Source organism: Peribacillus simplex (assembly GCF_030123325.1).
Lineage (GTDB): Bacteria > Bacillota > Bacilli > Bacillales > DSM-1321 > Peribacillus > Peribacillus simplex_D.
On record NZ_CP126106.1, the window covers coordinates 2969207 to 2984048 of the forward strand.

10 protein-coding genes are annotated in these 14842 nt (G+C 35.5%); 1 reads left to right on the top strand and 9 read right to left on the bottom strand.

The annotated features are described in order from the left end of the window. Window positions 1-35: 35 nt before the first annotated feature. From ltrA to QNH43_RS27800, 5 genes are all read right to left on the bottom strand, one after another. On the bottom strand, window positions 36-1295 hold the full coding sequence (gene ltrA, locus QNH43_RS14020) for a group II intron reverse transcriptase/maturase (protein ID WP_283914588.1): 1260 nt from the start codon (window positions 1293-1295) through the stop codon (window positions 36-38). Between the two features lie 632 nt (window positions 1296-1927). Next, complete coding sequence (locus QNH43_RS14025) at window positions 1928-2629, bottom strand: hypothetical protein (protein ID WP_283914589.1); 702 nt, start codon at window positions 2627-2629, stop codon at window positions 1928-1930. A gap of 33 nt (window positions 2630-2662) precedes the next feature. Beyond that, window positions 2663-2851, bottom strand: a complete 189-nt coding sequence (locus tag QNH43_RS14030) for a hypothetical protein (protein ID WP_283914590.1) — start codon at window positions 2849-2851, stop codon at window positions 2663-2665. A 564-nt stretch (window positions 2852-3415) separates the two neighbouring features. Next, window positions 3416-4939, bottom strand: a complete 1524-nt coding sequence (locus QNH43_RS14035) for a caspase family protein (protein WP_283914591.1) — start codon at window positions 4937-4939, stop codon at window positions 3416-3418. Between the two features lie 1724 nt (window positions 4940-6663). After that, window positions 6664-7020 (bottom strand): zinc-binding metallopeptidase family protein, encoded by a 357-nt coding sequence (locus QNH43_RS27800; protein WP_434060115.1) that lies wholly within the window; start codon window positions 7018-7020, stop codon window positions 6664-6666. Between the two features lie 70 nt (window positions 7021-7090). Here QNH43_RS27800 and QNH43_RS27805 point away from each other — a divergent pair, with 70 nt between their 5' ends. Then, the gene (locus QNH43_RS27805; RefSeq protein WP_434060116.1) at window positions 7091-7270 is read left to right on the top strand and encodes a hypothetical protein; all 180 of its coding nucleotides are present in this window, start codon (window positions 7091-7093) and stop codon (window positions 7268-7270) included. On the opposite strand, the gene QNH43_RS14045 is transcribed toward QNH43_RS27805, so the two are convergent. From QNH43_RS14045 to QNH43_RS14065, 4 genes are all read right to left on the bottom strand, one after another. Further along, on the bottom strand, window positions 7205-7366 hold the full coding sequence (locus tag QNH43_RS14045) for a hypothetical protein (RefSeq protein WP_283914593.1): 162 nt from the start codon (window positions 7364-7366) through the stop codon (window positions 7205-7207). The two genes, QNH43_RS27805 and QNH43_RS14045, sit on opposite strands and share 66 nt — an antisense overlap. A 670-nt stretch (window positions 7367-8036) precedes the next feature. Then, a complete protein-coding gene (locus QNH43_RS14055; RefSeq protein WP_283914594.1) occupies window positions 8037-9536 on the bottom strand; it encodes a cell envelope integrity TolA family protein in 1500 nt (499 codons plus the stop codon). Between the two features lie 13 nt (window positions 9537-9549). Further along, entirely contained in the window at window positions 9550-10800 is a 1251-nt protein-coding gene (locus QNH43_RS14060) for a hypothetical protein (protein ID WP_283914595.1), read from the bottom strand. Window positions 10801-11341: 541 nt separating this feature from the next. Continuing rightward, window positions 11342-14812 carry an FtsK/SpoIIIE domain-containing protein gene (locus QNH43_RS14065; protein ID WP_283914596.1) on the bottom strand — a complete coding sequence of 1157 codons (3471 nt, stop codon included), beginning with the start codon at window positions 14810-14812 and terminating at the stop codon, window positions 11342-11344. Window positions 14813-14842 lie beyond the last annotated feature (30 nt).

Here is a 14842-nt window from a genome sequence, read left to right on the forward strand (position 1 = left end):
CACCGTACGTACCGTTCGGTATACGGCGGTTCAGTTTAAGTCTGACGTAGTTTTGTATATCGTTCATATAGATTTACTAACCCTTGGTGGAGCCAATAAACATTATTAAGGATTTTGTCTAGAATAGGACTATGCGCTATGCGCCAATAACCCTTTCTGCTATTTCCCCATTCATATGCTTTTCCAAGTGGGACGCCTAATCCTTTGAGTTTCCTCACCCTCGTTCTTGGTAATTTCCATTGTTTCCATAGGCACATCCTGAGTCTTCTTCGAATCCATGAATCTAAATTCTTCAATACGTTCGGAGTATCAATGAGGGCGAAATACCCCATCCAACCTCTAAGGTATTGCTTTAACTTATTTATTCGGAGTTTCATGGGTATCGGTGATTTCCTCGAGGTCATTTCCCTGATTCGTTTCTTTACTCTCTTCACCGTTTGTTTAGCCAGTAGAACCTTCGGGTTCTTTGACTTCGTGAAACTAAAACCGAGAAACGTTCTGTTCCAAGGGCGATCATACTTCGACTTCTCGTAGTTGACCTTTAGCTTCAGATTATTTTCAATGAAGTTTGAGATATTTCCCATTGCACGTTTAGCGGCTTTTCGTGTCTTCACAAAGATAGTACTGTCATCCGCATACCTTACGAATCGAAGATTACGTTTCTCTAGTTCTTTATCTAAATCGTCTAACATGATATTAGATAATATAGGACTTAACGGACCTCCTTGCGGAGTTCCCTCCTCACTTTTATGAAAAAGTCCGCCTATCATAATGCCTGCTTGAAGGAATTTACGAATCAGTTTGAGAACTCGTTTATCTTCAATTTTCCGCTCTAACATTCCCATGAGCTTGTCATGATTCACTTTATCGAAGAACTTCTCCAAGTCCATATCCACTACCCATGTATAACCTTCGGTTATATAGGACTTTGCCTTTCGAACCGCCTGGTGCCCTTGTTTGTTAGGGCGAAACCCATAGCTATTCTCCGAAAAGGTTGAGTCATATATCTTGGTCAATATTTGGGCAATGGCTTGTTGAATGAAACGGTCTAGAACGGTTGGAATACCCAATAGCCGAACTCCGCCGTTTGGTTTCGGGATTTCGATACGACGGACGGGCTGCGGTTGATAGGTACCCTGTAAAAGGGCAGTTTTCATGTTGTACCATTCGGTTGCGAGGTGCGGTCTCAGGTTTTGAACCGGCATTCCATCTACACCATGGCTTCCCTTATTTCTTTCTACACGCTTCAATGCCTGTATTAAGTTTTCCCTCTCTAGTATCTGTTCCATTAACATCGTTGATATCCTTTCTACGTGGATAAATGGTCTATTTGTGCCTTTATCTGCTCCGCCCTTTTGAAGTTCCCCGTGTATTCACCACTTCTTCCCTCAAATAAGTTCCGTTAGGAATTGTTTGCTTCTTCGCAGATAACGAACGCCCAGTATTCATCCTCCTTAATCTGTTCGGTCCTTCCTTATCTTCTCGAGTAGACAAGTACTATGACCTCTGCTGACTTCTGATGATTCAGCTGTCCATCACTGGACAGGTTACCAAGTGTACTTGGCTGTCATCAGACCTCCCCGGGTAAGAGTGCAATCTTTCCCTCCATCTATCTGCTTCATTTACTCTGTACCACCTTCGGCAGTAAGGACTTTGTTTTGTTTCGCAAACTCATCCAATGATACCTAGCCTAATATGAAGTTCGTGTTCCTCAGACCGGAGGTTTGCCGCTTGCTTCCTTCAGATTCCACGTCGCCGTGGACACCCTTGCATTAAGCTAACCACTACTACTGCCTTCATGGTTCGGGACTTTCACCCTATAGATTGCACCCATGCCGGGCGCACGAAAAAAAGCCTTCTCGCTGAAGGCTTTTTCTTATGACGTTTGATTTCACATAAAGCACCAACAAATATTCTATCAAGGTTATCACTCTATTCTAAGTTCCTTTTGCATTTTAGTTCTCACTGATAATCGAATTTCAGGAAGCATATCTCTCATCTCTTTTCCTTCTCTCATCTCTTCTGGAGATGTAAATTCATATTTCGGATGTAAAAAGATCAAATAATTAAGAAGGTTATCTATCAAGTCCTTACACGCATAACTAACACCATCCGAAAAATAAAGCAGATTATAATAATAGTAATTATTTGCTTTACGCCAATTTTCTTCTGCTCCTCGGTAATTTATCATTCTTTCAATTTTCTGAATTTCTATGATTGCAGATTGCTTTCCCTCAAAGGCTCTCCATAATTTTATAATCCTATCTCGATCAAAACCTGTCATCTTTAATTCATCAAAATATAAATTTAAATCTTCTTCGTCGTAATTTTCAAACGTTAAAGCTTCATTTACACCTTCTAAACGCAAAATTTCACCATATGCAGTTTCTAAGTGGAGATACATTTCAGGATACTTTTCGTGCTTTTTTGAAGTAAATAACTCAAAGTCCTTAAAGTTTTTTTGTTGCTGTAATTTTAGTTTTTCTAGCTCTCTGGTTATTTCCCCTTGATAGTCTGCCATATTTTTTTTAAAAACTTGTTGTGCCATTAATCGAGATAGATATACTAAACCCACGCCCAGTATAGAAACTCCACCAATAATCTTTAAAAAACCATTAATTAATTCCATGATAAACCTCCATAATATCAATTTTACTCTTAGTTACTTCCTCCTTTTGTTGTAATCCTCATAAGCTTGCTTCTGACGATTATTAAAATCTCTCACCTGTTCATAATGCCTTTCACAAAAATATCCTTCCAGCTCCCCATTGGTCCAACTATAAATCGGTTTTAAATATTCAACCTGTGGGAATCTTCTTTGACAATACAAGCAATATTTTTCTAAACTCATATACCCCCCTTAATGGCTTGAAAGCTTCACAAAATGGCTATTCTCCAGGAAAGGGCCGGGTAGTATTTTTTAGAGAAAACCACTCCAAAAAATCTCCACCCTTTACCCTTGCCTTACGAATTTTGTCGGGTCTGTGTCTATCGCCAAGCCGAACATACCCAAAACGAGGAATCAGATATCTGGCTTGCTCTGCCAATTGTACCCGACAAACCGCCTGTGCTTCCGCTCCTGACGTTTCTTTTTAATCTTTATATACAGATTACACCAATAAGACCACCTTCGCCTTCACACCCCAAAACAAGGGGGAAAACCAAAAAGTATAATTGATAGTTGTATAACAAGAGTAGTTGAGAAGTAATAATGGAATAATTAAAAATCGATCTTTGTTGGGATATGTCCCCAATAAGAAGCCTTACAAAAAAAATGTAGTAGTATCTTAAAGTCAGAATGCTATAATTCTATAACTACAAGGGGTCCTACCATGGTAGGACCCCTTTAAACACTTTCGGGCATGAAACAATAATGCTTGTATTCAAAACTTCTAATACTTAAGACTTTAAAATCTTAAGCATTTATTGCAGCATTTATTATTGCAACGTCATTTTTAGTATTTACATCACTTTCGCTTTCTAAATTCACGTTAAATTTATTATTAATAAATTTCATAATTCTGCCCTTCATCGATTCTAAAATAATGCCTATCTGTTCCTTGATCTCTGTTTCATTTTTAATTTCTATCTCAACTTCATGCCATTTAACTCGATTTGCAAGCACATATTCATCGAAATATTCCTCTTTGTAACTGTTATACGAGAAGAAAAGTAATATCTTAGATCTTGACACAATAGGAACTACCTTGACGTCGAATGGAGTTAGATTAGGCAGTTTTGTTGTTGCTTTTAATTCTGCTAAATAAAAAGGAAGGTTTATAGTTGTCCTATAATTAACAGGGACCATTTTTTCAACAGAACGGTACTTTGGTTTTTCTCCCCTTAATGTTGCACTTAATGAAGCAAAATTGCTTACTACCTCTTTCATCTCTTTTTTTCCGTATTCAACATCTATATAATACCCATTGGAAAGTTTTTCTAAAGTAGTTGCTATCTTTTCAACTTCTGGAATATCAACATCTTTCTCATAAAAATTTCGTTCTAAAGTATATATGTCATCTAGTTCGTTAGAGAAAGTGTATTCTTTAATATAAGTTTTAATTTTAATAACCTGTTCTTCTATTTCCTCTAAGCTTACGCAGTATTTTTTTGCGTCTTCCTCTAACATCTGCTTGATGCTCATAGTATCTTTAGTTGTTGGTAGTTCTTCAGGTACTATAATTTCACTAATTATGGTATCTAATTCTTTTTTAATATCTTTTGTCACAAAGCAAAACTCATCAGTGTAAGAAGCTTGTACTATAAAAAATGGCTTTTGTTCTCTGCCATTGAATTCAGTGTTTTTTGCAAATGAATCAGATATAGAATCCATAATCTCTTTATATCGAAGTGGTGTATCGTCATCAGATTCTAAGATTGCGCTAAAAATTCCATCAGTGAAAGAACTTAATTCATCACCTGCATATGATTTTTGATCACTTTGTGAAGAAAACATAAAGTAACAATTCTTAAACACTTTCTGTTCATATCTTAAGATTTTATCAAAATGATTATCATCTACATCTTTTACATAGGGCACACCTGACTGACAAGCGTCCACTATTTTTACTACCAGGTTAGCATCAAGATTTCTAAGTAAATTATCTAGCTCTGTATTTTCTAAAGATGTTCGCTTCTTATTTGCATTTTGAAAATCGGACATAACATAATAAAATTCATCATTGTCATATGTTCCATGACCTGAAAAATAGTAAAATATCTCATCAACTGGTTCTTCGGATTGTTCTATTTCACTTAAAAAATTAATAATTTTATCTTTTACGTTTTTACTAGTGGTGTCCTTATCAAGTAATAGAATTTTTTTATATTTACCTGTACTAGTTAAGAAATGTTTCATTATCCTGACATCATTCGCACATGCAGGTAAATTAGGTTGATGAGTATATTCACTTACACCAATTAAAATAGCTATATTCATAATATCCCCCTGAGTTTCAAATTATTTACTCTATACATACATAATAATGATTTTTATAAATTTAATCTATGTATTATTAACTTTCACGTTATTAGGCTATAAGGCATTTGCAAATGGAAAATTTGTGGACAAGCGCCAGAATTAGTTATGAAGTACAGGGTTTTAATAATTTTAAAAAAGGGAGTTTATATGAAGTTTTCTTACGAACACAAAGGAGATATTTTATATCAAGTTGAAAATTAATAATTTCGTTATCAAGGAGTGGCAAAAGCTGAATTAATGTATTTATAGGATGATGAAGCTTATGCATTCCATTTTAATATCAATGACGATCTAGTTCCTGAAGAATTTCGTTTTAGCGCTATTAATAATCGAGATCTTTGTGAGAAAATAGGTGTTGATTTCCCTGAGTTTGCAGGAACATTTACATCCAAACAAAAGGCTTTGCAAGCTGTTATACCATGGTAAGTAAAATTAGTATCCAATACAGCAAAGTGAAACCATTATGGTAACAAAACAGGTTGGGTATATAAAAGGTACCTAACCTATCATTTTCCTCTTTTCTTGGTATATTGCTAGGCGTGGCCTTGTCAACGGTAAATGTCTGACTGACCGTAGGGAAGGAATTTAAGGAGTTGATAAGATATCTATCCCAAAGAAGCTTTCATGCTCTTCAAAACCCCGTTTTGAAGTTGCCTAGTGGCGAGCGAAAAGGGGCGTGGGAAATCTCCCCACATATTAAAAGTTTTGGCTAGGCTTTTTCAAAAGCCGGAGGGTGTTTAATGACTTTCTTCTGGACCTCCAATTACTTCTACATGATCCACCTTCCAGCCTTCACCTTTAAGAGCCATTTCCTATTAGCTAATATTTCTTTGTAAATATAATATATTCTACCGAGGTTGGTACTTTAATAAATAGTAAGTAATATGTTTATCAAACTAGTTACTTAAAGTAAAACATTTACTATAATCAACACTTGCTACGTTGATTGTCATCCTTTCCTTGATATTAACTTTTGCAGTGCCATTAACCTTATTCTTAAACGAAACTATTAGGTACGTTCACATCATTCAGACCTTATTTAATACACTAATCAACCTACCATAATATAGACTTCCACGAATCATATTAGTTCAAAGTCATTACTTCCATTGTCATCCGATCATCCCAACGAAATGAATCATCTACGGTAAACCCCGTTAAAAGGATATATCAGAATCCCTCTAGCTCTTTTGGTTAATGCATCAAGTTTTTTTATAAAACTTCGCATCGATGATAATTTTCTTGAGTCCATTTTTATACCCAGTGAATAATTCCATGTACATTTATGCGTAAAACTGAAATTTTACGCATAAATAAAATGCTTGGTATACTTCCGCTAACAGGTGAGATTTTGCTTTATTCATATTTAAGCCTCCTTATCAAAAATTTATAACCTGAATCTAAATTAGATCAGGTTATATGTATAGTTTAAACAGTTATATGATTTTTTGATATAGAACTATTCTGAGTGACAAAACAAAAAGACCTTCCCGGGTGTTTTTCTTCTATTAAACTGATCGTTAGTAAAAAGCTATTGAACTTATGATAGTGATAGGTAAGCTTTTGACGTTATCGCCAGCTTTTCCCACACTTCACACCGTACGGACGAGTTAAATGAGAAGTTAGCTTGAACAATTCTCACGCTAACTTCTTAGCCTTTGTAAGTGATTCATTCAGTCTAACTATCTTTTATAACTCAGCAAGTCCTTCGAACAGTTCCACTCCCGTTTCAATAAGATCATCTTGGAAGTCATACTCGTAGCTGTGAGGTTCGGATAATCTTCTCCGTTTCCAATATAACAGTATGAACCTTTTGTGAGTTTCGTGTAATGACCGAAATCTTCTAAAGCACGGAACGCCTCCGTCAACTCAGCCATCGGAATGCCTTTTTCATTACAGACCTGACGAATCTTATCAGAGCTTTCTTTATGATTCAAAGTTTCCGGGAATTCATCCTGGTATTCAAAACTTACCTTCAGTCCATACTTCTCTGCTTCAGCCTTCGCAGCATCTTCAAGATTCTTCTGAAGCCTATCCATCTCTTCCTCGTAAAGTTTACTCAGCAGAACGCTAGTTGCATTATCAAAAGAGGGGAAAGCACCGAGAGCATTGGGCAAAATAAATAAACGCGGGATTCCAATGAATGCGGTTCTTCTCACTTTGTTCCTTGGCCAGGTTTCTCTGATTACGAACTCAGATCCGCCATGTGCCACCAGCCATTTTCTAAAAGAACCAAAGCCCCCTGTCAACGATTTCAAGATTTGTATTTGCTTTAAGGAATTCGATTAAATGCTGTTTGGTCCAGACTTCATGGTTTGATAATTCTGGATGGGCATGAAGCTCATGGCGCAGTTGTACCGCCAATTCAAGATTTTTCTTTTCCAATATCACTGCCTCCTATAATTCCCTTACTAATCAAATAGATTACTAGATAAATTAATAATCTATTTTAATGTGATATAACCACCAAAATTCATTATTTTATTTCTGTTTCATTTAGGTACGATTCTAAGAATGGCCTATAATTTGGTTCTTGCAGTTTTCCTTTTAACAATCCATTTATTTGAATATTTTTCCTCCTACCATACTATTACAAAAATAAACAAAATAAGATTTAATATATGGTATATTAGGCGGAAATTTTGTAAATCGGTGTCGTTGTCGAAAAGTTTTTTGGATATTATGTTAACTATTATTACTTCTGTTCTACAGTTGGTTTTAAGGTTTCTGTTTTTTAAGATACATTGTATCCCATCTGCTATCGCCAACCGACACTGCTCCAAATGTTTGCTCAAGTCAATACGACTGGAATCATGAATGGAGCCATCCTCCTCGACGATATCAACTGAGCCAATGTTCAAAATAATCACCAGTAATTTTCAACACACTGGATAAACCTTTTAATGTTTAAAAAGAGAAGTTCTGGGTGCAACCAAAACTTCTCCTACACATCAGCCTGCTAAAATGCAACTTAGATAAGTAAGCCTTCCCTAGTAGTTGCATAATCAGTCCGGTTATACACGTCAAAATATTGACGATAACGACTAGGCAAAGACTATTTTAAATAGTCCTCAAGTATACTTGCTTTAGCATGTAGATGCTGTGTATATTGCTGAAAAGACGGGATTATTTTTTCAATTTGTTTGATTAAACTATCTAATTCATCTCCAAATTTTTCGTATTGTGCATCTCTCCATTTTGATTCCACACATGAATGCGCAGACTGCAACTGCGTAAGAATCTCTTCGAGGGCCTTACTTCCATATGTTATCTTTTTAATATATTGTCTTATTGCCTCTGGTGAGCTCACAACATTTTTTGCCGAATTTCTACTGATTTTTTCATCCGAACCAGTATCGAATCTGTTCAAATTCTCTGCTACATCTTCATTTGGTGAACCAGTATTGAACCTTTCCAAATTCTCTGCTATATCTTCATTTGGTGAACCAGTATTAAATCTTTCCAAATTCTTTACTACATCTTCATTTGTTAAACCAGTATTGAATCTTTCCAAGTTCTCGACTATTGTCTCACCATCCGTTGAATCAGTATTAAATCTTTCTAAATTCGCTATTACTTCTTCTTCTAGTAAATCTGTTATGGAGGCTTTTGCATTTTTCCCCTTTGCTTCACCAGTGAATACATCGGATTCATTGGTGCCTTTCCTCTTTTCGCCGCCTACAGCATTGGCAGTGTCTGCGTCTACCTGTTTCTTATTGCCTCCTGCTTTTATTGCTCGTTTTTTAGCATTTTGGTCAGCTAGTTTTTCCCATGCAGATATATTTGCTAAATGTTTGGCTTGTTCTTCGGCTTTCTTTGCATCTGCTGCAAATATTTTTGCCTGTTCAGCTGTTTTTTTTGCTTCTTCTATACCGGATATTTTGGCTTGTTCTTCAGCTATTTTTGCTTCTCTCTCTGCTATTTCTGATTGATGTTTTGCTAGATTTGCATATTCTGCGGCTTTTATTGGATCTTTGGCAGCAACCCTCTTTGTTTCTAATAGAGCTAATTCTGCTTCAAGTTTAGCAAAGTGAGCTTCAGCTGATGCAAATTTTGCCTGTTCAGCAGATTCAGCTATTTTAACAGCCGTATCAAGCTCATGTTTTGTTAGTTGCTCATCCCCGGTTTCACTTAAAGCAAATTGTAATTTATCATGTTCACTAATCAGAGTAGCTTGTGTCTTTGGATCCATGTCATCCCAATGCTTGCCACCAGATTCTATATAAGCCTCTGCGCCATTTTCAAGTATATCTTCATTAATCAGGCCGGCTTCCCATTTCGTATGATTAATAAACAAATCCATTAGGTCAAGTAAAGATGCCTCCTTTTTGTAGGTCTTTACCGACACTTGCCCAATAGATACACCCAATTGTAATGCTTTAAAACCCCATCCATCTGGAAGATCAATCCCAGCGATAACTTTTATACCTGCATCAATAAATGCACCTGCTCCAGTTACCATTGGATGATTGACATTGATATCTTCAAATTTCACTTTAGAAATTTTTTTTATCGAACGATCAAGTGAGACCTTTAGCCCCTTAAAAGACAGCATTATTTTACTCCTCTTACGGGTTCATTTTTCGTTTTGGGATTATTTGTATATCCATTAATCCTTTTTCTATCAGTACTGGAATGGATTGAGCAACAAGTAACTCTGCTTCTTTTTGACGAATATTAAGACTCTCCTTTAAGGCTTGAACCGTGACTCCTAATGATGCAAAGCCATGGCTAAATATCCATACGAAATACATTGAGACTGGTAATAACTGGCCTTTCCCTATAGGTAAATCCTTTGCCTCATAATTTTCATTATTTATCATCCCGATTGAGGTGCCTAGAGGTACAGCAGAAACACTATAGCTTTCATCAAAAACCCAAGCATCAGGCCAGATCATTAGAAGTTTTTTTCCTATTAACCTCTTAACTATGTCTCTAATTTGACTTTCATCCATATCTAACTGTTCTTTCATTTTTAGAATTGTATTCTGATTTTTCTTGCATAATAGCCAGATCAAAAACTCTGCCTTTTCAACAAATACATTTTGATTTCCAATTATTATCTCTATTTGATCACCAGATCCTCCAAATTCTTCTCCAGCTGCAACGATTATTGAATCTGTTTTAAGATTATGAACATCAAACCACTTACCCTTAAATGTTCTTTCTTGTTCATGTTCCGTAGCATATATATCCTTGTTATCTCCACAGTATTCAATGTTCCATAAGCCTATTTTGCAAAATCTATTCATATTTTTAATAAAAATAGATAACGCTTCTGTTGCAGTACATCCTCTTATTTTCATAAAATGATGCATTGTATCCCAAATAGTACAAATGCCAGAAGAGGAGCGCCACATATCATATTCTTCATGTGACAATCGAAGGTTATTTCCTTTTGGATTCACACTACTTATTATCCACTTCTTTTCCTTTTTGGAATATCCAAATGATATACCTCTTTTGGCAATGGTGAATTTAAAAAAAATTGGATCGTCTATTTCAGAAATATTTTGATGAATAAGAATATGTTCTTTTTTAAAACTTTCCTCATATGCTTCAAGTTCTTTAGCATTTGTAACGAGCCTATTTTTCACGCAATTATTAACCCATTCTTCTTTCGTTTTCGCATTTATTGTTTGCAAATAAATATCATATTCTTTTTTATTAAAACAAACTAAATTGACTAAACTTCCGACGAGGTACACCTGATTGTCATCAGAAGATTCAGATATTGATTTCCCCATTACTCTTCCACAACCTAAAAAGAGAGTATGGTTCAAACCTTTTTTAGTTATTGAGTTTTTTAAAGTATTCACAGTACTCATCCTTATTTAAAAAACATTTATGAACAATCGCAAATTTATCTATGAGGGTGGGATTGCTTGAATATATTCCCTTAATGCCTCTTGCTTTTGATGAATCGCATTCTTAATCTTATCTTCCTTGCCAATTAATTCGTGTTGTTGGTAGCTTTTACCCCCAGATTCTACAGACATAATAAATTGATGACATGATTTTTTAAAAGCTTCCTGTCTCTCTTGGATTGCACTAAGGTGTTGTTTTGCTCTTATTAACTAATCCTCCTCGCTCCGACATTCACCTTCTCCCTTAATAGACATACAAGCATTAAAGACAGCTTGAGCTTCTTTAACTCGCTGGTTGCACTTTTCTATTTTTCGTCCTAACTGTTTTTCTGTTTCGGATATACTCCCTTCAATTTCGCTTATGGTTTTTTTACTTTATTACATTCTAAATGTAAATCTGTACTAAGTGATTCAAGTGCTCTTTTAAATTGATCTAACGTTTCAACTGAGTTGTGTACATGCCCCATCGAAATCACCTCTTAGATAAGTTCGCTTAAGATTTAATCCGATGTGTAATTTTTTCTACAAACCCATTTCTCCAGCTGACATTTGGATATTCAAACGGTTGTAATTTATGAAAATCACCTCTTAAATCTCTATAGATTAAACTGTCCCTTTTTAATAGTGAAGCATATTCTTCACCCATGTATGATCGTGATTCATCTTCACGTAATCTACAAGCAAACCTGTGACCGAATGACTTGATAGGATCCCAATCTGTTAAATCAATAAAATTACTGTTTTGATCACACCACATAATAATATAGATTCCTTGACTAGGACCATTCTTAAGTAATTCAACAAACTTTTGATTTGTTGAGACATTTGCCATATACTTTTCGTCTGAAAGAGTTTTTGGTGCATCATACATATTCGCTATATCGAATTTTACATTCCCTTCTAAAAAATTTATTTTAGGACTATCTTCGTGACTATCATTGTGGCTATCTTCGTAACTATTAACGGACTTATCGTATGCAGCATTGCTCCGCTGAACACCATGGATAAAGAAGAAACAAGGGGTTTTATCAAAACTTTTCCCATGCTTTCTATTGCTCATTTCTTCGTGCAGCGTATTTAAATGTCGTAGGAATTCTTTGTCACTCTTAACACCCTCGACATACTCAGGTAATTCCTCAACAAGATAATCCAATCCATCTTTTTCATCTTTGTCCGGGGAAGGGTAATCCGCAAATATAATTTTTCTGGCTGTTACACCTGGCTCTGTTTGATAATGAAATAACACGGAACACAGAGTACCGTATAGTACTTTTCGTGCAAGTTCTTCATCTTGACCTAAAATCATAATATTGTCTTCGTTACGGTAATTTAGATTTAACGTTAAATAAGGAGGTGACACACGGTTCGACTTCCCCATCCATAATGTAATTCCACGAGTTCTTTTTTTATAGTCCTCAAGTGGCGCATTCATTGGTATATTTGCCTTTGCAATAGTCTCCTGCATCTGACTTACAAAAACACGAGCATTATATACATAACCTTGTGATGTACTATACTCATGAATGGTTTGTAATGTTTTCTCTTGATTTTCCTTATCAAGATAAGCAATTTTAAACTTTATATTTGGTGCATTTCCCGAATCACTGTTATATATCGCTACGCCCATCTCTTGCCCTAACGTCGCAATTCCGTTATTGTCATCCCCTAATAGAATCTTCGCGTCTTTTTCATCTGCCTTTAACCCAATCCTTACAGCCATTTGTGATCTGGTTATAGGCTCAAAGGTAGAATTTACCGCACTTGAAATACTTTGAGATGCTAATATGATGTGAATGCCAAATGATCGACCTCTCCTGACAAGGTCATCAATCAAAAAACCGCAATTTCCAGCAATTTTTCTGTTAATATGACTATCAAATAAGACTTGAAATTCGTCTATTATGAGAAGAATTCTTGGCATCTTTTCGCCTGTTTTTTTTCTGTAGTTCATGATATTCTGGACGCCATGCTCTTTAAAAATACCGCCTCTTCGAGTCAACTCATCTTGAAGTTCCATTAGAATACTTTCCCCAAACTCTTGTTCACTTTCAAGCGCCAGTAGTTTCATATGTGGTATCTTGTAGTTGGCGTATTCCATAAATTCAACGCCCTCTTTAAAATCTAATAAATAGAACTGTAATTCATCTGGACTATAATTAATACAAGCGCTCGTTATAAGAGTATGTAAGAGCGTTGTTTTCCCTGACCCTGTCTTACCAGCAACAATGGCATGTTGCGAAGTGTCTACACCAAATAACAACTCATGCGTATCTCCAGCACCGGTTCTTCCAAGCGGGACGGTTAATGAATCGGAGCTTCTTCTTGAAAACCATTTGTCCGGAACGATAACCGAAAATGGGGTACCCCTTTTATTAACTGCAACAATATGTTTTTCAAGGTCGTTAACAAATTTCACTAAATGAGGAAGCTTTGGAGGAGACACAAAGTCAAAATGAACCTCGTCCGATGATGAAATATACAGATCCTCTCCTTGATTACGTATATGTATAGCTTGTGAAGCGAGCCACTCTATATCTTGATTAAACTCATTTTTTTGATGTCTGCCAGCATTCTTTTCATTGTAGGTAATAATGGTATGGACACCACATTTCGGTCCATTTTCAACAATGTACATTAATTTTTCTTTCATATCGGCGGTGAAATTTTTAGGATAATCCAATATTGTAAGAAGTTTATAGCTTTCTGCATTCTCTTTAGCGAATTTGTTATATTCATAAATATCTGTGAAACCTACACCTGCAGAAAGTTTAAATTGAATGACAGAGTCTATATGTGCATAGATGTCATCCAAGGCATGGTTAATATCCGGAGGACTTGTGTAGACTTGTTTTCCAACAACTTTTTCATCCTTATGAGCTATCCTCATAAAAGCAGAAAAGATGGTACCTGCATTTTTTGGATCAATAAAGATGCAATGTAACTTAGTTGGAGGTATTTGCGCTAACATTCGAGTAATAATCGCCTGTATTCCCTTGTTAACTTTGGCCTCTGTTTCAGTATTGGTTTTAATGAGCAAGGAACAGTTATCGCCGAATTGTAATGCATAGGGGAGCATCAACCAATTCTCATGCATCCAATCTGAGTATTTATTCTTTATCACTTCTTGTACTTGTTCTGTTATATTAAGGTTGGTAAGTTGGTTTGAGATGAATCCTATTTGAATAACAGGTTCATCCTCTTCATTAGGTGGGGTATAGAGTGATAAGTTTGGTTCTTGTGAATTTATGGTTAAGGCGGTTTTATGCAACGACTTTGATGAGGCATTTCGATCTAATTCATTCTTTAGTATATTACCTGCTTCTTCTACCTTCGATAAATATTGAGAGTTTAATTGTTGTAATTCCTGTTGTTTTCGTTCTTCCAGTTGTCGTAATTCCATTCTCGCCTTCTTTACCCATTTAGACACATAATCGTAATATTCTTCATAAAGTTCATTCATTGTCTTTTCATATAAATCACTTGAGTGGCTTACTAAGTAACTAAGTTCTGCATATTTGTCTGCACGATTAATACTTCTAAATATACCTCTCTTCTTTACTAGATCTGTCTCTATTTCTGCAACCTTATGGAAAATCATCTCAAGTTCCTTAGCTGGGTTATCTATGTTTAAAAAAGGATATTTAGAGTCCTTCTTTCTATTTAATTCGCTTTTCCTTCCAGCATATTTTGCATCAATGGAGCAAAAACATTCCTCTAGCCCCTTAATCTTTTCAATTAAGAACAATATATACGCAAGATCCTTTTCCGTTCTATCTTTCAATTCGTTGATTTTTTTCTTTGTTTCCTTGTTTACTATTTTCATTTTTTTATCAAATGATATTGTAAGTTCGCCTTTCCTCTCGGTATAATCCCTTGTAGCTTGCTCTGTTTGATTCATATAATCTTCTATATTCTTTTGAATTGTGGTTAAATAACTAATCATTTGCTCCGCAAATATGTTCATGAAATACTCCTTTCGTTCTTCGGAATAAAT